Annotated in this window: 26 protein-coding genes and 1 tRNA gene; 14 read left to right on the top strand and 13 right to left on the bottom strand. The window is 39.7% G+C overall.

Annotated features, from left to right (window positions below):
* Positions 1–8: 8 nt before the first annotated feature.
* The 5 genes from dapA to ACZ5XX_RS05390 are packed head-to-tail and all read right to left on the bottom strand — an operon-like array spanning position 9 to position 3,524.
* Positions 9–902 (bottom strand): 4-hydroxy-tetrahydrodipicolinate synthase, encoded by an 894-nt coding sequence (dapA, locus tag ACZ5XX_RS05410; protein WP_464583272.1) that lies wholly within the window; start codon positions 900–902, stop codon positions 9–11.
* Complete coding sequence (locus ACZ5XX_RS05405) at positions 899–2,119, bottom strand: aspartate kinase (RefSeq protein ID WP_464583270.1); 1,221 nt, start codon at positions 2,117–2,119, stop codon at positions 899–901. The genes dapA and ACZ5XX_RS05405 overlap by 4 nt, the downstream gene beginning before the upstream one ends.
* A 14-nt stretch (positions 2,120–2,133) precedes the next feature.
* Positions 2,134–2,325 (bottom strand): 30S ribosomal protein S17e, encoded by a 192-nt coding sequence (locus ACZ5XX_RS05400; protein WP_464583268.1) that lies wholly within the window; start codon positions 2,323–2,325, stop codon positions 2,134–2,136.
* A 2-nt stretch (positions 2,326–2,327) separates the two neighbouring features.
* A complete protein-coding gene (locus ACZ5XX_RS05395) occupies positions 2,328–2,624 on the bottom strand; it encodes a chorismate mutase (RefSeq protein ID WP_464583266.1) in 297 nt (98 codons plus the stop codon).
* A gap of 6 nt (positions 2,625–2,630) precedes the next feature.
* Positions 2,631–3,524 (bottom strand): shikimate kinase, encoded by an 894-nt coding sequence (locus ACZ5XX_RS05390; RefSeq protein ID WP_464583264.1) that lies wholly within the window; start codon positions 3,522–3,524, stop codon positions 2,631–2,633.
* A 393-nt stretch (positions 3,525–3,917) separates the two neighbouring features.
* Between ACZ5XX_RS05390 and ACZ5XX_RS05385 the strand changes: the two genes are divergently transcribed.
* The 7 genes from ACZ5XX_RS05385 to ACZ5XX_RS05355 all read left to right on the top strand — a co-directional run bounded on the left by ACZ5XX_RS05385 (position 3,918) and on the right by ACZ5XX_RS05355 (position 10,044).
* Positions 3,918–4,187 (top strand): MJ0307 family thioredoxin, encoded by a 270-nt coding sequence (locus ACZ5XX_RS05385; protein ID WP_464583262.1) that lies wholly within the window; start codon positions 3,918–3,920, stop codon positions 4,185–4,187.
* 7 nt (positions 4,188–4,194) lie between these two features.
* Entirely contained in the window at positions 4,195–5,286 is a 1,092-nt protein-coding gene (cbiD, locus tag ACZ5XX_RS05380; protein ID WP_464583260.1) for a cobalt-precorrin-5B (C(1))-methyltransferase CbiD, read from the top strand.
* Positions 5,287–5,295: 9 nt separating this feature from the next.
* Positions 5,296–6,357 (top strand): glycosyltransferase family 4 protein, encoded by a 1,062-nt coding sequence (locus ACZ5XX_RS05375; protein WP_464583258.1) that lies wholly within the window; start codon positions 5,296–5,298, stop codon positions 6,355–6,357.
* Positions 6,358–6,366: 9 nt separating this feature from the next.
* A complete protein-coding gene (gene moaC / locus ACZ5XX_RS05370; protein WP_464583256.1) occupies positions 6,367–6,837 on the top strand; it encodes a cyclic pyranopterin monophosphate synthase MoaC in 471 nt (156 codons plus the stop codon).
* Positions 6,834–8,909, top strand: coding sequence for a DEAD/DEAH box helicase (locus ACZ5XX_RS05365; protein ID WP_464583254.1), 2,076 nt, complete (start codon positions 6,834–6,836; stop codon positions 8,907–8,909). Before moaC ends, ACZ5XX_RS05365 begins: the two co-directional genes overlap by 4 nt.
* 441 nt (positions 8,910–9,350) lie before the next feature.
* Entirely contained in the window at positions 9,351–9,473 is a 123-nt protein-coding gene (locus ACZ5XX_RS05360; RefSeq protein ID WP_464583252.1) for a DUF2115 family protein, read from the top strand.
* Between the two features lie 40 nt (positions 9,474–9,513).
* Positions 9,514–10,044, top strand: coding sequence for a DUF2115 domain-containing protein (locus ACZ5XX_RS05355; RefSeq protein WP_464583250.1), 531 nt, complete (start codon positions 9,514–9,516; stop codon positions 10,042–10,044).
* On the opposite strand, the gene ACZ5XX_RS05350 is transcribed toward ACZ5XX_RS05355, so the two are convergent.
* The 3 genes from ACZ5XX_RS05350 to ACZ5XX_RS05340 form a co-directional block, all read right to left on the bottom strand.
* Positions 10,037–10,528, bottom strand: coding sequence for a DUF308 domain-containing protein (locus ACZ5XX_RS05350; RefSeq protein ID WP_464583248.1), 492 nt, complete (start codon positions 10,526–10,528; stop codon positions 10,037–10,039). The genes ACZ5XX_RS05355 and ACZ5XX_RS05350 overlap by 8 nt on opposite strands.
* Positions 10,529–11,056: 528 nt before the next feature.
* Positions 11,057–11,362, bottom strand: a complete 306-nt coding sequence (locus tag ACZ5XX_RS05345; RefSeq protein ID WP_464583246.1) for a DUF2098 domain-containing protein — start codon at positions 11,360–11,362, stop codon at positions 11,057–11,059.
* 16 nt (positions 11,363–11,378) lie between these two features.
* The gene (locus tag ACZ5XX_RS05340; protein WP_464583244.1) at positions 11,379–11,663 is read right to left on the bottom strand and encodes a PRC-barrel domain-containing protein; all 285 of its coding nucleotides are present in this window, start codon (positions 11,661–11,663) and stop codon (positions 11,379–11,381) included.
* A 64-nt stretch (positions 11,664–11,727) separates the two neighbouring features.
* Between ACZ5XX_RS05340 and ACZ5XX_RS05335 the strand changes: the two genes are divergently transcribed.
* The 4 genes from ACZ5XX_RS05335 to ACZ5XX_RS05320 all read left to right on the top strand — a co-directional run bounded on the left by ACZ5XX_RS05335 (position 11,728) and on the right by ACZ5XX_RS05320 (position 15,530).
* Positions 11,728–12,759, top strand: coding sequence for a CBS domain-containing protein (locus tag ACZ5XX_RS05335; protein WP_464583242.1), 1,032 nt, complete (start codon positions 11,728–11,730; stop codon positions 12,757–12,759).
* 17 nt (positions 12,760–12,776) lie between these two features.
* Positions 12,777–14,387, top strand: coding sequence for a tRNA uridine(34) 5-carboxymethylaminomethyl modification radical SAM/GNAT enzyme Elp3 (locus ACZ5XX_RS05330; protein ID WP_464583240.1), 1,611 nt, complete (start codon positions 12,777–12,779; stop codon positions 14,385–14,387).
* 10 nt (positions 14,388–14,397) lie between these two features.
* Positions 14,398–15,081, top strand: a complete 684-nt coding sequence (deoC, locus tag ACZ5XX_RS05325; RefSeq protein ID WP_464583238.1) for a deoxyribose-phosphate aldolase — start codon at positions 14,398–14,400, stop codon at positions 15,079–15,081.
* A 95-nt stretch (positions 15,082–15,176) separates the two neighbouring features.
* Entirely contained in the window at positions 15,177–15,530 is a 354-nt protein-coding gene (locus ACZ5XX_RS05320; RefSeq protein WP_464583236.1) for a cyclophilin-like fold protein, read from the top strand.
* Here ACZ5XX_RS05320 and cofH read toward each other — a convergent pair.
* On the bottom strand, positions 15,511–16,641 hold the full coding sequence (gene cofH, locus ACZ5XX_RS05315; RefSeq protein ID WP_464586247.1) for a 5-amino-6-(D-ribitylamino)uracil--L-tyrosine 4-hydroxyphenyl transferase CofH: 1,131 nt from the start codon (positions 16,639–16,641) through the stop codon (positions 15,511–15,513). The two genes, ACZ5XX_RS05320 and cofH, sit on opposite strands and share 20 nt — an antisense overlap.
* Positions 16,642–16,930: 289 nt before the next feature.
* Here cofH and ACZ5XX_RS05310 point away from each other — a divergent pair, with 289 nt between their 5' ends.
* Together ACZ5XX_RS05310 and ACZ5XX_RS05305 are read left to right on the top strand one after the other, a co-directional pair.
* Positions 16,931–17,140: a histone family protein gene (locus ACZ5XX_RS05310; protein ID WP_464583234.1), complete on the top strand. Its 210-nt coding sequence runs from the start codon at positions 16,931–16,933 to the stop codon at positions 17,138–17,140.
* A gap of 98 nt (positions 17,141–17,238) precedes the next feature.
* On the top strand, positions 17,239–17,730 hold the full coding sequence (locus ACZ5XX_RS05305; protein WP_464583232.1) for a rubrerythrin family protein: 492 nt from the start codon (positions 17,239–17,241) through the stop codon (positions 17,728–17,730).
* Between the two features lie 12 nt (positions 17,731–17,742).
* Here ACZ5XX_RS05305 and ACZ5XX_RS05300 read toward each other — a convergent pair whose 3' ends face one another.
* Positions 17,743–18,771, bottom strand: coding sequence for a sensor histidine kinase (locus tag ACZ5XX_RS05300; protein ID WP_464583230.1), 1,029 nt, complete (start codon positions 18,769–18,771; stop codon positions 17,743–17,745).
* A gap of 356 nt (positions 18,772–19,127) precedes the next feature.
* Positions 19,128–19,201: transfer RNA gene (locus ACZ5XX_RS05295), tRNA-Lys, on the bottom strand.
* Positions 19,202–19,593: 392 nt separating this feature from the next.
* On the opposite strand from ACZ5XX_RS05295, the gene ACZ5XX_RS05290 reads away from it, so the two are divergent.
* The gene (locus ACZ5XX_RS05290; RefSeq protein ID WP_464583228.1) at positions 19,594–20,322 is read left to right on the top strand and encodes a metal-dependent transcriptional regulator; all 729 of its coding nucleotides are present in this window, start codon (positions 19,594–19,596) and stop codon (positions 20,320–20,322) included.
* Here the strand turns inward: ACZ5XX_RS05290 and ACZ5XX_RS05285 are convergent.
* Together ACZ5XX_RS05285 and ACZ5XX_RS05280 are read right to left on the bottom strand one after the other, a co-directional pair.
* Complete coding sequence (locus ACZ5XX_RS05285; RefSeq protein ID WP_464583226.1) at positions 20,308–21,057, bottom strand: hypothetical protein; 750 nt, start codon at positions 21,055–21,057, stop codon at positions 20,308–20,310. The genes ACZ5XX_RS05290 and ACZ5XX_RS05285 overlap by 15 nt on opposite strands.
* A 68-nt stretch (positions 21,058–21,125) precedes the next feature.
* Complete coding sequence (locus tag ACZ5XX_RS05280; protein WP_464583224.1) at positions 21,126–22,877, bottom strand: ATP-binding protein; 1,752 nt, start codon at positions 22,875–22,877, stop codon at positions 21,126–21,128.
* Positions 22,878–22,887 lie beyond the last annotated feature (10 nt).

The following is a 22,887-nucleotide window of genomic DNA, read 5'->3' as shown; positions in this document are numbered from 1 at the left end:
TCTCACCCTTAGAGTAATGAGAGATCTTCTAGTATCCTCCTGAGTTTTGCCCTGTTTTCTTCTTTGAGTTGTCCTAGTGGTGGTCGCACATGACCAGCAGGTTTGCCCATCATATTCAATGCTTCTTTAGCGGGTACAGGGTTGGTTTCAATGAAAAGGACTTTCATAAGATCATATAATTCATAGTGTGTTTTCATAGCAGATTCAAAGTCCCCTGAAAGAGCCTCATTAACCATTCTCGACATCCTGGCTGGGTCAACGTTTGCAACAACCGATATAACACCCCTAGCACCTAAAGGTATCATTGGAAGTGTGAGATTATCGTTACCTGATAGTATGACGAATTCATCGTCAAGACCGCTTTCCATGAGTTTTTTCATTAACTGGGATACTTTGTCAAGGTCTGGGCTCGCCTCTTTGAGGCCTATTATTTTATCCTCTTCCGCCAATTTTAGAACGGTATCGACGTCGATATCTGTCCCTGTCCTTGAGGGTACATTATAGATTATCAGGGGTATCTCTGCCGCGTCGCTGAGTATCTTGTAATGTTCTAGTAGGCCGTGTGGTTGCGGCCTATTATAGTATGGTGTTATGACGAGCGCCGCATCAGCACCCGCCGCGTCTGCATGTTTAACGAGTCCTAGGGCTTCTTTTGTGGAGTTGCTGCCAGCTCCTGCGATGGTGGTTACTCTGCCATCGACTTCTTCAACTAGGAGGTCTATCATCCTCCTTTGTTCTTCGTGGGTTATTGTGGCTGATTCGCCTGTGGTCCCTGCTATGAGGAGACCATCAACCCCATTCTCTATCAAATAGTTTATGTTTTCTCGCAGCCCATCCTCGTCCACTTCATCATCTGGTGTGAACGGGGTTATCATGGCCACGATCGTGCCTTCTATTTTCATTCTAAAACACCCCTTACGAGTTCATAAGCTTTTTTCCCATCATCCCAGTCAACGAATATCACCACGGAAGTCTGTGATGATGATATTTCAACAATATTCAGGTTATGTTCCCTTAATGGTTCCGTAATTTCTGAGATTATCCCGGGAGTGTCTATAAATTCTGGGCTTGAAATCGTGATCATTGCAATATCTCTTCCAAGGGATAGGGAACTTAGGTTTTCATCTTCAACTACAACATCGTGTAAGAGTTTGTGGGCTTCTTGTGCATCTTCCTTTTTGATGAATAATGTGATGGAATTTTTTCCGGTGGACACTCCTATGATATTGATATTCTTTTTAGATAAGGTGGATGTTACTTTAGCGAGTATGCCTGGCTTGTTGAGGATTTCCTCCCCCACTACTGCGAGCACAGCCAATGGTTCTGAATTAAAGGTGACAGTCTTCAACTGCTCCTTTTTTGAGGGGCCTATGATCTCTGTTCCAGGAGCTGAAAGATCCCCGTGTTCGAATCCTATTATCTTAGCCTTTATCTCCGGCACTTTATATTTTAGGGCGTGAGGGTGGAGTACTTGTGCTCCGTGGGTGGCCAAGTCTCTCATCTCCTCTACTGAGATTTTATCCAATTTTTTAGCCTCTTGGAGTTTGTTTGGGTCTGTTGACATAACCCCTCCAACGTCTGTGACTATTATAACCTCATCTGCATTTAGGCAGCGTCCAAGTAAAAATGCTGTGATATCGCTTCCGCCTCTGCCTAATGTTGTGATATAGCCATGTTTATCCTTACCTAGGAATCCGCAGACAACTGGTATAATACCCTGGTCTAGGAGTTTTAAAAGTATCTTGGATTTTTTTATTGTTGTTTTAAGATCTACCTTGGCATCTAGGAGGTTGCTGTCTGTTATTATTGGCCATTCGCTCTTGTATGGGTCTATATACTCGGATTTCACGCCAAGGGATTCCAAGGCCGAAGAAAATATTCTTGCACTGGTCATTTCACCCATCGAAACTACTTCAGCTAGTTGTTTTTCTGTTATGGTGTTGTTTGTCGCTTCTTCCACGATCTCTAGGAGTTCATCTGTTGTCTTGTTAATGGCTGATACCACCACCACTACTCTGTTTCCTTTCATGTATTCTTTCACTACTGATTGGGCTGCTTTTCTTATCCTTTTACCATTCCCTATGGATGTACCCCCAAATTTTGCTATTATAAGTGACATTAGCCTACAACCTCTTATTGTGATTGTTGCCTCATGAGCCGTGTTATGTAACCTGCTATCTTGTTTCTGAGGTGTTTTGTATTTACTGTTGAAAGTTTCTCGACTAGTTTCTTGTTCTCTTCAAAGTCCAGTGTGAATTTCCCAGGATTGTTTTCCACTAACTCTTTCGCTATCCTTTTAACGAATGCTGTTCTAATATTTCCCATGTTTATTTCCTCCTGAGTATTTGTTCTTGTTCCATCTTGTTTAATTCTGTGAGTATTCTCATTATCTTTATAAGTTTGTTTTCATCGATTTTGTTTTCCCTGGCGATTTTCCTTGTCTTTTGTTCGATTTGTTTCTCTCTTTCAGGGTCCCAGATGTCCATGTTCAAGGCCATCTTTGCTTTTATTATCTTCCTAGCCAAGGAAGTTCTCTCAGAGATGAGATTTAATATTTTCTCATCTATATTATCTATTTTTTTCCTGGATTCTTTTAGAAGTTGCATGGCCTCTGATTTTTTCATTGAGGGTCACCTAAACTGTGTGCCTTGGTTGTCAACGCCTGTTATGATTATATCCCCTGGGTAGGAGTCCCATGCGTCTATGATATCATCTTGTTTTTCTTCTCTTGTTATGCTGACGAATGATGGTCCTGTCCCTGATAGGCCTGCTGCGATCGCACCCGCCTCTAGGGCATCAACTGCAATTTCTGGGTTGAATCCCAGTGTTGCACAGTATATTATACCATTTAGGGTTAACGCCCTGTATAAGTCGCCTTCTAGGGCCTTTTTAAAGGCTATTTCTACGAGTGGTGCGAGTACCTTCATCCTTTTAACGTTGGATTCTGCGGTTAAGGATTTTCTCTCCGGCATATATATTAATATCTTTTGATTTTCCATGGGCCCCTTTTTGATTATCTTCCTTTCAAAGTTATCTGTTATTGTGAATCCACCATATAATGAGGCGCTAGCATCATCAAATGCACCTGTGATCGTAACCCCAGCCTTTAGGGAGGCGTCAATAGCTAAGTTGAGGATCTCCCACTTGTTGAGTGGTTCTAGGCCAAATTCTTCCGCGATGAGTTTGGATGCGGCCATCACTATGGCGTTTGAAGTTGCGCTACTACTTGAAAGTCCTGATGCTACTGGCAAGTTAGATGTGGTTCTAACCTTTAACCCAGTGTTTATATTATATTTTTTAAGGACTGATTCTGCACATGTTCTCATTAGGGTTGTGTCAATGTCCTCTTTACAAACACATTTTATTCCTTCTGGTATGAGTTTAACTTCTGCTGTTACATGGCGTTGGATTGCGAAAGCCGAACCTTTACCAGTTGCGATAGCATTGATGATGGTGGCCGAACCAGGTGAACGAACTTTTATCGTTATATTGTTCCACCCCCTAAATCTATCATTATTATTCATATTATATAACATTTTTTAAGAAGCATGAAATCTTTTCTAAACTTTGTAACTGGGATTTACACTTTGAAATATCCTCAAACCCCATCATTTATGGTGAAATCTTCCCTAAGAATTTTAATAGTCATCCAAAACCTCCCCATTATAGATTCCTCCGTTCTCGTGCGAAGATACGCCACATTATCACCATTATAACCCATTAGGCTTTTAATGTCCCATTTTTTCCAATTAACATGCTTGTTGTTGAAGGATTGGATTATGAAGATGGCAATCTGCCGCTTTTTTAATTATGACTTTTTTTGATTTTGATGGTGATCAATAGTCGCACTCTCTTACCAGATGGATAAGTATTTATTGAAATAGAAATTTAAAAAGGATAAATGGAGGTTAATATTTATGGTAGTCAAGATTGAAGTGTTCACATCCCCCACATGTCCATATTGTCCAATGGCACTAGAAGTGGTTGAAGAGGCAAAAAAAGAATTTGGCGATGCCATAGAAGTTGAACAAATAGATGTGATGGTTGACAGCGAAAGAGCGATTGAATATGGTCTGATGGCCGTGCCAGCGATTGCCATGAATGGTGTTCTGAAATTTATAGGAGCTCCTAGTAAAGAGGAGCTTATAGAGGCTATAAAGGAAGAATTGGAAGAATCTTCTTTTTAAGATTTTAATGAATAAAAAAAGTCAAGATTTCGGTATAACAACAGGCACTGCCGCCACGGCAGCGGCAGTTGCTTCTATTTTACATTTAAAAGGCAAAAATAACATCAAAAAAGTTAGTGTAGATACTCCTCATGGCAAACTGGAAGTAGATATTAAAACCGTGGAAAAATTCTCAGATAATAAAGCAAGAGCATCAGTCATAAAAAGGCCATACAATGACCCTGATGTAACAGTAAACATTGATATAATCACAACAGTCCAATTAAATAGATCTTCAAAGATTATCATCAAGGGAGGTGAAGGTGTAGGTACAGTAACTAAACCAGGGCTCCCAGTCCCCCCTGGAGAACCTGCAATTAACCCCACCCCAAAAAAGATGATAAAAGAAAATATAAAAAAATACCTATCCCCAGAGGAAGGGGCCACCGTAACAATATCAGTACCGGAGGGGAGGAAAGTCGCGAAAAAGACAATGAATCCCAGATTAGGAATAAAGGGGGGCATATCAATACTTGGAACGACAGGTATTGCACGTCCAATGTCCTCAAAAGCATATAAAAGATCACTAGCATGCCAAATAAACATAGCAGCCTCCAGAGAATGGAAGGAACTAGTATTTGTACCTGGTAACATAGGGGAAAAAATAGCTAAAAAATATTTCAAAAACATTGAAGAGGATAGGATAATACAAATGGGTAACTACCCAGGTTACATGTTAAAAATAGCCGCTAAAAAACGCTTTAAAAGGATCATACTCCTAGGCCACGCAGGTAAACTCATAAAAATAAGTGCGGGGATATTCAACACCAAAAATACCGTGGCAGATGGAAGACGCGAAATAATAACAGCCCACGCAGCCATAAACGGCGCATCAAAACAGCTTCTCATTGAAATATTCAATAAAAGGACAGTAGAAGAAATGATCACTGAATTAGACCACGCAGGACTAACACAACCAGTATTCAACAGCATAGCATCATCAATACTAGGAAAATGCAAAGAAAGGTATTCCATGGACCTTGACGTGCTAATCTTTGACTTGAAAGGAAGAATACTCAACACCAATTTTAAAACAAAACCAAATCACACTTTCAACTAGGTGAAAACCTTGAAAAAAGTCATCATCATAGGTAAATTCCCACCACACCTTGGAGGCGTCGCATCCCACACCTACAACCTAGCAAAACAACTGAAAAAGAAAGGATATCATATAAGCGTCCTAACATATCCACATGAAAAAATAGAGGACAAAAATGGTATAAAAGTTTCATCAGCCCCAACAATAAACATAAAAGGATTAAGAGGCCTTATATTCACATTCACGGCGGCAAAAAAACTGATTAAAATAATCAGAAAAGAAGACATTGACATTATACACGCCCATTACATAATCCCCCCAGGCCTCATAGCACTACTAGGATCATTTATAACAGGCAAACCATACTATGTAACCGTGCACGGATCAGACGCCCTCATATTATCATCTAACATCCTGATAAGACCATTTATCAAGATAATACTTAAAAAAGCGGAGAAAGTCATTGTTATAAGCGAAAAATTGGCAGAAAAAATACTAAAACTCGGAATACCACAAGACAAGATAATGATAACATACAACATGGTAGACACAGAAACCTTCAACCCCCAAATCAAAACTTCATTTAAAAAAGAAATAAGAACAAAAAAGCCGATCATATTATTCGTAGGTAACCTAGTGCCACAGAAAGGCATTGAATACCTCATAAAAGCAAAAAAGTATCTAAAAAAAGACTCAAAAATAGTCATAGTAGGCGGAGGACCCTTACTCAAAAAACTAAGGGACATCACAAAAAAAGAAAACATCAAAGACATCCTATTCACAGGGCCGCGCACCGACATAAACAATATAATGGCAGCCGCAGACATAATAGTCCTACCATCAATTTCAGAAGGAATCCCCATAGTACTTTTAGAGGCCATGGCAATGGGGAAACCAGTAGTGGCAACAAAAGTCGGGGGCATACCAGAAATCATTGACAAGAAAGTGGGAATACTTGTAGAACCCAAAAATCCCAGAAGGCTAGCAGATGCAATAGAAAAACTACTTTCAGATGAAAAATTAAGGAAAAAACTCGGAGAAAACGGACTGAAAAAGGCTGCTAAATTTTCAACTATAAAAACTCCATATTAGTGATCCAATATGAAGCTAACCCATACACAGGAAGAATCCATCCACATGGTTGACGTGACTTCAAAACCCATAACTCAAAGAACAGCCACCGCAGAAGGTGAAATACACCTCAAAGAAGACACAATAAAACTAATCAGAGAAAAGAAGATAGAAAAGGGTAATGTGCTTGCAACAGCCCAGATAGCTGCTATAAACGCCATTAAAAACACATGGAACCTAATACCATTATGCCATCCACTCCCCATAACAAGCACAAAATTGAAATTCAAAACCCTAAACAACAAAATAACCGTAAAAGTAACAGTAAAATGCAACGCCAAAACTGGAGTGGAAATGGAAGCCCTCACAGGAGTAAGCGTAGCACTCCTAACAATATGGGACATGGTAAAAAGCCTTGAAAAAGACGAAAAAGGCCAATACCCACACACAAAAATATCAAACATAAAAGTAGTCGAAAAAAAGAAAAGTGAACAAAGATGAACACCAGAAAGGCCATCATGAAAATAATAAAAGACTGCTACCCCTTCATAGAAGAACTGAACCCTGCACAAAAAGCTGCAATTAAACAAGGCTACCTCGAAGACCAACACAATTATATACTGGCAATACCAACAGCAAGTGGAAAAACACTACTAGGTCTCATGGCTGCTATAAAAACAATACTAGAAGGTGGGAAAGTCATCTACACAGTCCCCCTCATATCCATCCAAAACGAGAAAATTAAAGAATTCAAGGAACTTGAAAAGCATGGTATCAGTGTGGGTAAAGATCCAAGATCCGCAGATCTCGCTATCATGGTGTTCGAATCATTCGACATGTTAACACGTTTCTCATGGAACACACTAAATGAAATAGACCTCCTAATAGTTGATGAATTCCATATGATAGGCGAATATACACGAGGACCCACAATAGAATGTGCAATCACCCGTCTAATGTCACTAAATCCTAGAATACGGATAATAGCACTCTCAGCAACCCTCAGCAACCTCGAGGAGATAGCAGCATGGCTAAATGCGAATGTGATACAACATGACTATCGTCCAGTTCCACTCTACAAGGAAATCCTAACCCTCGACATGTTAAATGCCCGAGAAAAAAATGAAGCCATAGTCAAAATACTGCAAGAAGCGATCAAAGACGAAAACCAAATCCTAGTATTTGTGTCAACAAGACGATTCACAGAAGCCCTAGCAACATTCGTCTCGCAAAAAATACGTAAAAACATCCCCAAAGAGACCAGAGAAATATTTAACAAAGTCGCTGATAAAATACTTGAAATTCCCCAGAAGAGTGGATCAGCACCAACATTCACATGCCTCAAACTCGCAGAATGCATCAGGGAAGGTGTTGCATTCCACCACGCAGGCTTATTCACCAGACAAAGAGAGATCATAGAAGACGAATTCAGAAAAGGTAACATATACATGATCACAGCAACACCCAGCCTAATGTACGGTGTTAACCTACCATCCCAGACAGTTATCATAAGAGACTACACAAGGTGGACCCGACAAGGACCTAAATGGATACCAGTATTTGATTATGAACAAATGTCTGGGAGAGCTGGAAGACCACAATACGACAAGGTAGGATACTCATACCTTATAGCAAAAAGCCCAGAAGAGGCTTGTCAACTAGAAGAATACTACATACAAGGTGAAATAGAACCCACCAACTCAAAACTCATAGAAAACAAGGACGCAGTCTACCACCAAATAATAGGACAAATAGCAGCAGGACTAGCAGACAACCCAGATGACCTAATCGAATTTTTTAAAAAGACATTCTACGGTCACCAACTCACCAACAATCCTAATATGAATATCATCGCTGATAATCTTGAATATGAAATAGACTCCTCAATAGAATTCCTCATCAAAAACGAAATAATAAAACCAACCGCCACGGGTTTAAAAGCCACACCATTCGGACTCCTCATAGCTAACTCCAATTATAGTGTGGAGACAAGTATAAGACTCCACCACCTCACAACTGAAATGGATAAACTCGACACCTACCAACTAATCTATGAAATATGCAAAACCCCTGACATGCCATTCATATCATTCAAAACCAGTAAAGGCAAGGATCGTGTCCGTGAAAAACTCCAAGAACATGGTATATTCATCATGGACGTGAGCAACAAAGAGGCCACAGCAGCATCCTTAATAGAATGGATAAACGAAAGGAGCGAACACGAGATCGAAAACCGCTTTAATGTATATGCTGCCTCAACCCGTAGAGCAGCCTACGAAGCATCACAACTTATAAGATTCTTCAAGGAGATATGCGAAGTCACAGGAACATATGGCCACTCACAGACACTTGACATCTTAACAGCACGCCTTTATTATGGAGTCAAAGAGGATATAATACCACTCGTAGTGGGAGTGAAAAGACTAGGACGTATAAGAGCCCGCAGACTCGTAAATACATTCGGTTACAACTTGAAGAACGTGAGCGAAGACGAACTGCAGAGAGTTGACGGAATCGGCCCCAGGATGGCTGCTGCAATTAAAAAATATGTAAAAAAGATCACAAGCTTTTAACATTCATTTGCTGCTAACCCCCCAATATGGAAATGAACACACACTAGAGTCGCAGAGGGCTGGAGAAGATGCTGATTAACTGCGCATTTATCCCTATTTAAAGAGCCGGGGTAAAACAATGAAAAATCAAACTTCGCCAACACCTCCAAAAAAATGCGTCAAACACGGATCGTCCTAAATGCAGATGAGAAGCTGACAAGAAAAACTACAAACCCCTCCACATAAGCATCTTGAATGTGAGGCTGCGACAGCCACCCCATTGCAAAGTATATCTAGGCGGGCGAGTACTCTCATGAGGCGGGAAGCCCCCCCACCTGTCAAGGGTAAGAGTTAATTTGCCAATAATCTACGAAGAAGTTCATGGAGCCCCCCATACAGCTTAAATTTTTATGAGGAGAAAAAATCGACCCTAAAAAATTTTCATTACCACAGTCGCTTTATTTGATAAGCATTCTTATAATAATATACTTTATAAATAAAGGGGTTTTTCATCCTCTAAGGATACCGTTTCCTGGAGATTTCCAAGTAGTGAGAAGGAAGGGCATCTTTTATTGTCCAAATTGAAAGAGAACCATAGCACCCTAAGAATTTAAGGTGGCTTGAAATGATTGAGAAAATCAGCACCCCCAAAAAATTGACTAAAAGAGATCTTTTAAAGATTCTTAAAAAGGAAGCTTCAAGGATATCAATAAGGGATATAATGGATGTAACAATCTATCTAAGGGAAGAAACCAAGTATATGTCTGCCCGTGAGCGGGAAGAGTTTATCAAAAGGTTCACAAAGGCTTTTTTCAATAGGATGAGAGATGTGAAAAATGAAAAGGATAGGAAAGAATATAATAGGCCAATAGATACCAAAAGATTAAGTGAATTTATAGAATTCCTTGACGAACAGCTCAAGAACGCTAAAAATAAGCCCGAAAAGTGTTTCCAGAAAATTGCACGGATAATAACTATATATGCAACATTCATAAAAGAAGAGCCAATACATCCTGTTGGGACTCGTTTTCCAGGTGGGTTAATGGTGAAAAAAAGAAAAAATGTTTATTACTGTCCTGTCAAAGAGAAGCAGATGGACACTCCAGGTGCTCTTTGCAAGTTCTGCGTCAGCGTACAAGACCCAGATGTTATATGAGGAGTCCTATGCCATCAATGACGAGTGCTAATCCGATTAACCAAGCAAGGAATACTGGGTTCATCACAAAAGTTCCCACAATCAAATATAAGACCCCTATTATACACACTACCAAGCTGGCTATTCTACTCGCTTTCTCCTCTCTAGCGAATAAACTTGCTATACCCGCTATTATCAAGATTATACCTGTGAGGTAAATCCAGAATGCCGTTAAAACACTGAAGAGTGCGATGTTACCTATAATAGCGACTGCAAGGATGATGCCAAGTATACCTATTATCAAGTAGAGTATACTAGCCCCCTTGCGGATTGGCCATGTTCTGGCTCCTAAAATGAGCAACCATAAGCCCACAAATAATATGGCGACTCCGCTAAGGACGCTGAGTGTAAATATGGACGCCAGAGGGAAAATTAATATCAGTATCCCTAGGATTAATGTTATAAGTCCAACTGATCTTGTCCCATTAATATTCTCACCCCCCACATTCTTTTACAAGTTAATAGTATGAACTTCATATTATAAATACTGTGAGGAAATGCCGTTGCTTTTGTAAATAACAATTAATATTTAGTAGTTCATTCATATTATTGGAGGGCTGTTCGCAAAATTAAAAAGTTGTCGATCATGCCATTTAATGATAGAACAACAACCACATCAAGGCCAGGCCGGTGTTTATCGATTCTTAGGGAAAATTAAGCTTGGGATAGGCATGAAAGTCCGAACATCCTAATGTGAAATCCACTCCATGAAAAACAGGAGAGTAAAAGCCACATCACGCCACGAAGGGTGGTAGGACAGGACCCAGGAGCCGATCAAAAAAATAAAAAATTTAAAAAAATAGACTCCTCACACTCCTCTATGTGGTGTAGAGGATTTTTTTCCTTCACAGGAAGAGTTGCCTCGTGATCAGTGTGTGGAGGTATTTTAAAGATAAAATGTGGACATGGTTGAATTTGTCCTTGGTGTAACCCCCATATTGGTGGGGCTTGGCAGCGACAGAAGGCTAAATTGTTAACCTCCACCATCACAAACCTCTGAGCCCATGTCAACCTCTTCAAGATCCTCTCGCATCTTTTTAAGCTTCTTAAGATGCTTCTCTATCCTTTCTCTCTTTTCAGATTCTTTTCTTTCAAATTCTGCCTTGTCCACCACTTCAAGATACTCAGTGTTGTACCATAGGTCTGAGTCGACGAGCCTAGCCCATCCCTGATTATCCTCTACTTTTAGACCTGAAACCTCCCCTGTAGTACCTGTGCCAGTATATCTCACAACAGATCCTACGGTTATTGTTTTTCCTCTTCCATCAACAATCTCCAATACAACACCCCCAGTTCTATTCTTCTTTTTCAGGTGAGAGTTTAGTCGGTTTCTCCTTAGGAATCTGCGAGACTTCCTCAGCCTCCTCAGACACTATATTAATCAGGACGTAATCGCCTACCTTCTGTATTTTGTCAATACTTACCATGAATGTTTGCGGTTTGAGGGATAATTCTCCCTTGGATATGATCACAGAATTTATAGTCGCATTCTCAGGGTCTATGTCCATATCAGATACTTTTCCCACCTCAAAAGCGTTTTTATCAAGAACTTTTTTACCCAAAAATTCAGAAACCAACATCAAAACACCAACATTCGCTTATTTCGTAGAAATATATATTTTCTATAGGATAAAAATTTTATCCATGAAAACGTCTATAAAAATATTCAAGATCTTTGACATACCTATAGAATTAGATTTTTCATTCTTAATATTGATAATATCCATATATTTTTTGGCATTTTTGGAGCTCATCTCATTAGAGCTTGCTGTACTTATAACTTTGATCTTTGTGACCGTTGTCATCCATGAACTGGCACATTCATATGTAGCACGCCGTTTCGGCGTTAAAATAGAGAAAATACTCCTACTCCCCATAGGTGGTATTGCTAAGATGGAGGAAATACCCCGGGTGCCCCGTCAAGAACTGTTAATATCCATCGCAGGACCCTCCACGAACTTGATAATAGCAGCCACCCTCTATGGTATAGGATCGATGGGAATATTCCCACATGCGATAACAGAATTTATAGCCAATTTCATACTAGTAAATGTGGTGCTGGCACTATTCAACCTGATACCCGCATTCCCAATGGATGGTGGTAGGATACTAAGAGCGTTATTAGCAGAGAAGATGAGCTACTTACGTTCAACAGAAGTCGCCGCAAACCTTGGGAAATTCCTCGCCATACTCATGGCAATGGCCGGAATCTTCTTCAACCTATTCCTCATACTAATAGCACTCTTCATTTATATAGGCGCCGAACAAGAATATAGACTGGTATTCATATCATCCCTGCTTGAAGGGGTTAAGGTAAGTGATGTGATGACACCAGACCCTATAACGCTCAAACCATCCTCCACTGTTAGAGAAGCACTTGAAACCGTATTCAAATACAAGCACATGGGATACCCAGTAACAGAAAATGGTGAACTTAAGGGTATAGTAACGTTCCATGATTTATCAAGCGCCGATGAAAATACTCCTGTCAGCGAAGTGATGACAGAGGATGTTATCACAGTAAATATTAACGATGATGCCATGATAGCCCTGGAAAAATTAACCAGCCACGACCTTGGAAGATTACCAGTAGTGAAAGAGGGTAAACTCGTCGGGATAATATCAAAGACAGACCTTATAAGAACTCTTGACATCATGCGAAGAACAAAAACGTAAAGGAGGAAATCCAAAGGATGGAAAGTGCCTGTCGCTTAATAATAGAGGAAATCATCAAAGGAAAAGTAAATACAAGAGAAGAACTCGAAAAGGTGAAACGCCAAGTCTGCAAGGACTTCAAACTTAAAAAATTCATAAGCAATTCCACAATCCTAAAATATGCCACAAGAAAAGAAAGAAAGATCATCGAAGAATTCCTAAGAAAAAAACCTACACGAACCATCTCAGGAGTTGCAATAGTAGCAGTAATGTGCCAACCCCACCCATGCCCCCATGGAAGATGCTTATACTGTCCAGAAAGCAAAAAAGCACCCCCAAGTTACACAGGGGAAGAACCAGCAGCACTCAGAGCAAGAATGTACAAATTCCACCCATACCACCAAGTATATAATAGACTAGAACAACTCCACAGCATAGGACACCCCACAGATAAAGTGGAACTAATCATAATGGGAGGAACATTCCCATCCCAGACACTATGCTACCAAGAATGGTTCATAACACAATGCATAAAGGCAATGATAGACTTCGGAGCCAAAATCAAAGACTTCAAAATAAAACTACCAAGTTACCAGGATCACATACCCCTAGAGGATGTTCAATCAATCAATGAAAAAGCACCCATAAGATGTGTTGGCCTCACATTCGAGACAAGACCAGACTATTGCAAAGAAGAAGACGTGGATAGGATGCTATCACTTGGCGCCACAAGAGTAGAACTCGGAGTCCAAACAATATACAACCATATATACCAGAGGATAAAAAGGGGCCATAGCATCCAAGATGTTATAGAATCCAATAGGATCCTGAGAGATTCTGGGATCAAAGTTGCAATGCATCTAATGCCCGGCTTATTCGCAGATTTTGAAAAGGATCTCAGAATCTTCAAAAGACTATTCTCAGACCCATCATTCAAACCCGACATGATAAAAATATACCCATGTCTCGTTACAAAGAACAGTCAACTATACCACTTATGGAAAAAAGGAGAATATAAGCCATATAATACAGAAGAAGCGGTTGAATTAATCGTTCAAATAAAGAAAATGCTACCAAAATGGGTTCGCACAATGAGGATACAACGTGACATACCATCACACCTAATCGTTGATGGGGTTAAAAAATCAAACCTTGGAGAAATAGTCTACAAAAAACTCAAAGAGGAAGGCGTACAATGCCAATGCATAAGATGCAGAGAAATAGGGCACAGATTGTCAGAGGGGGCCAGTATAAACCCAGAAAACATAACACCCCTAAAAGAGGCCTACAAGGCAACCGGTGGAAAAGAATTCTTCCTCTCATACGAAGACCCTGAAAATAATATCCTCATCGGATTCCTCAGGCTAAGACTACCATCTAAGAAGGCCCACAGAAGAGAAGTTAACGAAAAAACGGCGCTAGTAAGAGAATTACACGTTTATGGGCCCATGCTCCCTATCGGCGAACCCGGAGAAGGCATCGGACAACATTCAGGATATGGTGAGAAATTATTATCCTGGGCAGAAGAACTAGCCATCGAAAATAGTAAGGAAAAAATATTAATCACAAGTGGAATAGGGGTGAGAGACTATTACAGGAAACTTGGATATGAAAGAGAAGGCCCATACATGGCAAAAATGTTAATATGAGGGGAATATAATGGAAAAGGAAAGTTTTGCGCGTCTTATAGATCATACAAATGTGAAGGCCGATGCAAAAATAGATGAGATAATAAGATTATGTAAAGAGGCCATCCACTACGGATTTGGCTGTGTAATGGTAACTCCAACTAATGTTAAACTAGCATCCCAGATACTCAAAGGGACACCAGTAAAAGTAGGTTCTGTCATAGGATTCCCAACAGGCAGCACCACCCCCAAGGTAAAAGCTTTTGAAGCCAAAGAAGCTATAAAAAATGGTGCCAGTGAATTAGACATGGTCATAAATATAGGGGCGCTAAAATCCAGAGAACTAGACCTTGTCATTGATGATATAAAAGGGGTAGTTAAAGCCTCCAATGACAATATCGTTAAAGTCATCATAGAAACAGCATACCTAACAGAAAAAGAAAAGATACTAGCCTGCAAGATAAGCAAAAAGGCTGGTGCAGATTATGTTAAAACATCAACCGCCTATTGCAACCTCAAAGGAGCCACTTTAGAGGATGTGAAACTGTTGAGATCCGTGGTAGGGAAAAATATGGGTGTTAAGGCCTCTGGTGGCATAAGAGATCTTAAAACCGCACTTGCCATGATAGAAGCAGGAGCCGATAGAATAGGAACCTCAAGTGGTGTTCAGATAATCAAAGAATGGGAAAATCTAATGTCAACCACCTCCCCTTAACAGAAGATTTGGACTGTTCAACCCCAGTACAACTACAAATGCACTTAAAGCTTTTTGGGATGAAAAGCCCTACCATATCATGGGGGTATGAAAAAATGAAGATCAGAATAAAAGTTGAAGAGAAAGGTTATGCGATCGGAAAATTGGATGATAGGAACCCTAAAACTGCCCAGATTATCTACAACAATCTGCCATTAGAAGGCAGGGCCCTCATATGGCTCGAAGAAGTCTACTTTGACATACCATTAACCATAGAATATGAAAATCCATCCAAAACAGCTACCATGGGTGATATATCCTATTGGCCTCCAGGTTATGCCTTCTGTATCTTTTTTGGGTCAAGTCAACCCTACTCCGAAGTTAACCATATAGGTAAAATCATAGAAAACCTTGAACTCTTCCGGGAAGTGGAGGAGGGTGACAGGATAGTCATAGATAGGTTTGAATGACTGGTTCTATCCTCCTATAGAGTGTGTCTCTCATGGCGGGTATTCTACCGATATCTACTATAACTCTTTTCATTTCCTCGACTTCCGCGCTAACACCATATGATGCCCCCGCCGATCTTGAAATGTTCTCTTCACCAAGTGTACCGCCGAGGTCATTTGCACCTGCCAGTAAGCACATTTGCGCAAATTTGAATCCTAGTTTAACCCATGACGCTTGTATATTCTTTATAAGATCATTGAACATCAACCTTGCAATAGCATAAAGTTTCAAGTCTTCCGTCCCAGTACTCCCAGCCTTGGCAATCCCATTCTGGTATATTCTTGTATTCTTGTGCATAAAAGGTAATGGTACGAACTCTGTGAATCCGCCTGTACGCTCTTGGACAGACCTTAGAATTTCAAGGTGCTTTATCCTTTCTTCAGCTTCATCTATATGACCATACATGATGGTTGAGGTTGTGGGGATGCCTGTCTTATGGGCAGTTTCTATCACTTCAATCCATTCTCTTGTGTTGAGCTTCTTTGGACAGATAACACGTCGGATATTATCATCTAGGATTTCAGCCGCCGTGCCCGGCATCGAATCTAACCCTGCCCTTTTAAGTATCTTTAGGGTTTCCTCTATTGAGAGCTCTGCCTTTTTTGATCCATAGTATATTTCCATTGGTGAGAATGCATGTATGTGTATTTTCGGGAGCTCAGATTTTATAGTCTTTAAAATATCCTCATAGAAGTATGTGTCTACGTTGGGGTGTAAGCCTCCTTGTATGCACAGTTCTATGGCGCCATTTGCTGCGGCCATTTTAGCCCTTTTAAGTATTTCAGGTATTTGCATGAAATATGACCCGTCTTCATCTAGGTTTTTTCTGAAGGCGCAGAAGCCGCAGTTGCCTGTGCAAATGTTTGTGAAGTTTATATTCCAATTTTTTATGAATGTGACTTCTTCCCCGACTATTTCTCGCCGCAAAGCATCTGCTGTCATGAAAAGCCCATGTAATTCGCTTCCTTGGAGCTTCATTAAATAAAGCGCGTCCTCGAAGGATATTGGTTCGTCCATGGCCTCTTCTAATATTTTTTTCGTGTGTGGGCTGATTTTCAGGGTGCCAAACATATTATCATCTTCTATTATTGCTGCCAAACTCCTCCCTTATTCTGTGATATGATTAATCCTTATAAATTTTTTTATCTTCCTCTTTTGATAGTTTATTCTAGTGTTAAGGTGTTCAATATAATTTTTTAGGTTCAATTTTTTCATGGGATATGGCTCGGGGCAAGTTACAATTTTGTGATCTATTATTAAATTACCATTGTAATGTTATGGTTGAATCAGTCCCGTACATCCGAGTATGATCAATAGATTTAAATATGAGTAACTATTAGGTTATTTTGGAGGTGAAAATATGGTTGAATTACCAATAGCACCTGTTGGAAGAATCATAAAAAATGCCGGTGCTGAGAGAATAAGTAATGATGCAAGGGAAGAACTAGCAAAGGCCCTGGAAAAAATGGGTGAAGAAATAGCGGCATCAGCTGTTAAACTTGCAAAACACGCCGGTAGAAAAACTGTTAAAGCAGAGGATGTGGAATTGGCAGTTAAAACAATGAAATGATTCGCCATTGGGGGTGCTAAGGTACATTCACAGGATGATAAGCACCCCCCATCACACATTCTCCCTTATTATTTTTTTCTTACATGGAGGGAATAATAGTGTCAACATTAGAAAATTTGAAAGAAGCATTTGCCGGAGAGTCCCAGGCAAACAGAAAATACCTTGCATTCTCAAAAAAAGCCGACGAGGAAGGATATCCTCAAATAGCCAAGTTATTCCGCGCGGCAGCAGCCGCAGAGGCCGTGCACGCCCGCAATCACCTAGAGGCCATGGGGGGTATTAAAACCACAGAAGAAAATCTCAAAGAGGCCATAGATGGCGAAACTTATGAATTCGAGAAAATGTACCCCCGATTCATTGAAGAAGCCGAGAAAGAAGGTGAAGAACAAGCAGCATGGAGCTTAAATGTTGCTAATAAAGTTGAGATGATACACGAACAACTTTATAAAAAAGCCCTTGAAAACCTTGGAGAAAACGAGGAAATAGACTATTATGTGTGTAATTGGTGTGGTAACACAGTAGAAGATGAACCACCAGAAAAATGTCCAATTTGTGGAGCGCCAAAAGAAGAATTCAAAAAAATAGAATAATTATCTTTTCCTTCAAGAAATCTTCGGTATCGTTAACCTGAAAGTTGTTCCATTATCTGATATCATCCGGACCTCGGCGTTGATCTGATCAGCTAAACTTTTAACTAATTGAAGACCCAAAGATTCTGTGTTCTGCCAATCAAGATCCTCAGGGAAGCCTATCCCATTATCACTCACCTCGAGGAAAATCTTACCATCCAATGACTTCAACTTTAAATTAACTTCCCCTTCACCATTTTCTGGGAAGGCATGTTTAAATGAATTTGTTATAAGCTCATTCACTATTAAACCGACTGGTATGGCCTGTTCTATGTCCATTTTTATCTTGTCAATGTCAAAGTTGAGTTTGACGCCCGGAGGGGAATAACTGGTGAATATCCCCCTGGCAAGTGTCTTAAGATAATCCATCATATCAATCTCTTTAAGATTAGAGGAACGATAAAGTCTCTCATGGATCAATGCCATAGATTTCGCCCTATTTTCACTTTCCTTGAAGATCTCAAAAGCCTCTTTATCCTTTAAGTATCTTGCCTGCAAGCTTAAAAGACTCGAAATTATCATAAGATTATTCTTAACCCTATGATGGATCTCTTTAAGGAGCAGCTCCTTCTCCTCAAGCGCCTTCTCTAATTCCCTTTGGGCCTTTTTTATATCAGTCAAATCTTGGATCACGAAAATTATCATATCTTCTCCATTGATATTAAGAAGCTTATTGTAAATCTTAACATGACGTTCATTCCCCATACGGTCAAGTATCTTCGTTTCATAAGCTTGGACTTTCCCACCATCTCCTATAATCCTTAAAAGCTCCTTAGTTTCATCTATTTTTTCGGGTGGGAGAAGTTTCAAATCAAAAATGGATTTACTCCTCAATTTATCCTTCTCTAATCCGATGAATTTGCTGACATGCTCATTTACATCATAGATTTCCCCATCCAAGTTAGAGACTATTATATACTGGGGTGACAATTCAAAAAGTAAACGATACTTTTCCTCGCTTTCTGCTATCTGACTCCCCCGCTTGTCTATCTCCTCAGCCAAGAATATAACCACCATATTCACGAAGAAGAACATTAAAACACGGCACAAATCCTTGATAAAATAAGAGGATGATATAAGGCACGATGAAACTAGGAGTAAAGAGGATAATAGCCCAGTTAAAATTAAAGATTTCCTTTTAAACCAGAGAGCCGCTAAGATAATCGGAATATAAAAGAAATGGGTGAATATAACATGAACATTTAAAATAAAATGGAAGTAGTAAATCAGACCTATAGAAACCACTGTAAATAATGCCAAGATAATAATCCTCATTTTGTTGTCAGAGAGATCGAATGCCAATGCACCACCTTTGTACAATTCCTTCTACCTGGTGAACTTTTGTATAATAGCTTGAATGGGCCCGACGGGATTTGAACCCGCGATCTTCTGGTTAAGAGCCAGATGCCCTGCCAGACTGAGCTACGGGCCCCCATAAGACTAGAAAACTTGCTTGCATGAACCCTCCAAGGGGGCGGGTAATTAAGTTTTAAATATTATAGCCTACTCCTCAACAAAGGGGACTAAAATTGGGGAGTTTTGAAGACCCCTAGAGGGTGCGGGGGCTCAGAACGTGAAGCTCCTATGTGAACGCCCCCAATCCCTCCTGGTCTGGGAATCTTCCATGTTGAAAGCTCCCCCTTGCATAAGCATCAAGGGGGGTCATATTGTTAGTCATAGTTAGTTAGTTGTTTTATTCATTTTCATTACATAAAATTTTTTTGGTTATGAAAAGGTGCCATCTTTGATGAATGTTGTTAAAGATTCTTGTCTAGGAAAATATTATAAAGGGGGGATCTTAAAAGTAAGTTTTAGGTGAACCTAATGGAGCTTCTGAGTGAAAACATAGAAGAATACCTAGAAACTCTCTATAAACTTTCACAAGAAAAAGAACTTGTAAGCACATCCAGCATATCCAGCGAATTAAGGATAGCCCCTGCCAGCGTCACCCAAATGCTCCAGAGATTAGCCAAAATGGGCCTTGTAGACTATTCACCATATAGGGGCGTTAAACTCACAATGAAAGGTTATAAAAGAGCTGAGAAGATTATAAGGAAGCATAGATTGCTTGAAAGATTCTTATATGATATTCTAAATTTGAAAGAGGATAAAATACATCAACAGGCTTGTGAAATGGAACATGCACTTTCTGATGATGCTGAAAGAGCTCTCTGTCAACTGCTCAAACAGCCAAGTTACTGTCCAGATAAAAACCTTATACCCCCATGTGACTTCAAATTTAAAACATGTAATGAATGCTTGAAAAGAAAAGATGAGGACCTTAAAGAGATAGGTTCAAGAGACGAAAATCTGTTATCATTACCCCAATTAGAAGAAATGGAAGAAGGGAGAGTATCATTCATAAGAGGTGACTACAAGTTCATGGAAAAAATCATGAACATGGGGATAACAATCGGAAGTATCATAAGGGTTCTGAGAAAAAGCCATCCAACAGAATCCATTGAAATAGAAGTAAAGGGATCAAAGATACTGCTTAGAAAAGACATAGCAAATAACATTTTCATAATAAACCCCGCCTTAGGATCTAGCTAGCCAATTTTCAACCTTTTTTATGACCTTATCGAGGAAATCTAATGATTTTTCGTGTGAACTAAGAGATATTGCCAATTCCAGGAGGGCTTTTTCATCCCCTACAATCGCCATATAAAGTAGGAGATTCTCATACAATCTATTAGTTTGATACCTTTCAGGTGCCTCTAGGCCCCATAGGTGTATAAGGGCCCATTCCTTTGACGAATCCTTGATTTTAGAAAGTTGGAATTTCTTATTTGAGAAGATTCTCTCCTTGATATATTTTAGCAAGTTCCTATTTTTCAAGGCCCAGAACTTGAAATCATCATATTTATCTCTTAGTTTGTGGATTTGATCCCTTTTCTCGTCCCGTATCCTTATAAATTCCTCCTCATACTTATTAAGTTGGAATATTGACTTATCAGCTTCCACAAGCTTTAATAGGTTACCATGCCTTTTTTTCAATTCTTTACCCGCTTCTATGTGGAGTATTTCATCATCTGTAAGTTTTCTCTTCTCTAAAAGTTCCTTTTGGGATTCGATCTGCTTCGCCCACTCTTCACATTTCCTTGCTTCAAGCTCTTTTAACTTTTCATGGAATCTTCCCTTTAAAAGTTCCATGGCGAAAAACTTCTGCCAACCATGATCTTTTAGATGGGACAGGATAGTCGCTATTTCCAACGGATCCTCTGGCTTCCTCCTAAAGTATGATACTAGCCCAGCCACCTCCCTTGGAAACAAACTAGGGATCACCATGACTAAAAACCAGAAAATAATTGACACAGAAAAAGAAACCAAAAATGGTAGAATTATCCCCTGGATATTCATGAAGACGCCCCTTTACTGAGGATAATTTTCCGAAACTCCCTTTTAGTTTCTGTTATAATCTTGATACCTCTCACATTTATGCTATTTTCATTGAAATATTCAAGTAACTGTGTGGGGGTCACTGTCTCTTCAAAGTCTACAAGTATTGAACCATTTTCAATGCTTAATTCAACCGATCCACACTCTGATAATAACCTTTTAGCTTCTTCAACTTGTGAAGTTCGTAACCTGATTTTATTTTCTGTTATAATTTCAACATTCTTGAGATCTATGCTATTTCTGCTAAGATATTCAAATAACAGTGTAGGATTTATTGTTTTTTTAAAGTCTAAAAGTATCGAAACGTCTTCAATACCTATCTCAATCGCCCCATACTCTAATAGTAACCTTTTAGCTTCCTCGACTTGTGGAGTTTCCACCCTGAAAGTGCGTAGACGTTGCTGCGCCTCTGCAATATCGATATCCATCCTTTGAAGGTCTATGAGAACGTGCCTTTTTAGGGCTTCTTCTAGTATGTCAACGGTTATTTTTTCCATTCCACGATTTATTCTCACTGCCTGGGCTATCTGGGCGATATCCCTTGCATGGGCGAAAGTTGGGGTTAATCCCTCACCACCATCCTCCTTGGGTGTGTAGACTAGTCTGAGCCTCTCAAAGATCTCTTCATCATATTCTTCACCTAGGAAATCTAGGTTTCTTTTGAATACTTCAATTATCTCATCCACTGGCGGTTCTTGGAGGAATATATGTAAGGGCGCCCTCCTAAGATGGGCTTCATCCATTATACTTATATCAAGGTTTGTGGAGAATACAGGGATGAAATGTGAATGTACAGTGACCGGCACCCCTTTAATATATACTATTTCCTTCCTATTTTCTAGGGGTATTATTAGACGGTTGAGTATCAGATTATGATCTTCTTTTTGTCTTCCAAGATCATCAAGGAGTAGAACTCCACCATTTGCTTTTATGATAGGGGATGTCTCATATACTCCCTTACTCTGGTTAAAGTTTGTCTCCATTTTTTCAATTGTAAGTTCGGATCCTGTGAAGACAAATGGTGCATATATTTTAACCCATCTCGGATCCTCTGGTTGTTCACCACAAAGCTTGTGAAAATCTGGATCATATAATTGGATTACTTGCTCATTAAATTCTATATAACGGGGGATTAAAATTGGGGGAAGCAGATTCGACATTTTACTTGTGATGAATGTTTTACCCGTCCCAGGAGGGCCATATATGAAAAAGCCTTTTCCAATTGTGGCGGCTTCAATCATGGTCTCTTTAGCTTTTTCGCTGCCAACAATATCCTTGAATGTTTCTTTGATGATCTCCTCGGGTATTTTGATGGGGAATCTTCCCTCGAGTTGTTTTTCCATTATCTTATAATAGATTTCATATGTTACCGGTGCCATGCCAGCGTATGGATTTTCACTGAGGAGTTTCTCTGCGAGGTTTCTTCCCTCTGGTTTTATAGTATATGTTACTGTGGGGAATAGGAAGCCCCCACCAATAGGGGCACATAATTCCTCATCTTCCATGTCCCTCATACATTCTTCGAGTATGTTCACATGCAATCCCGTGATTTCATGGATCCTTTCAACTTTTATCGTCCCATAGGTTGCTATGATTTTGAGGATGAGATTTTTTATGAAGTCCTTGGATAAGTCTATCTCATCGAGACTCTTTGGCTGTTTTAAAGCCTCAAAGAGCCTTTGCATTTTTTTATCATGGTAATAATCCACTTTAAACACC

The sequence above is a fragment of the Methanothermobacter crinale genome, from assembly GCF_055397825.1.
The sequence above is the reverse complement of the archived record's forward strand: the minus strand, read 5'-3'. Positions and strand labels throughout refer to the sequence as shown.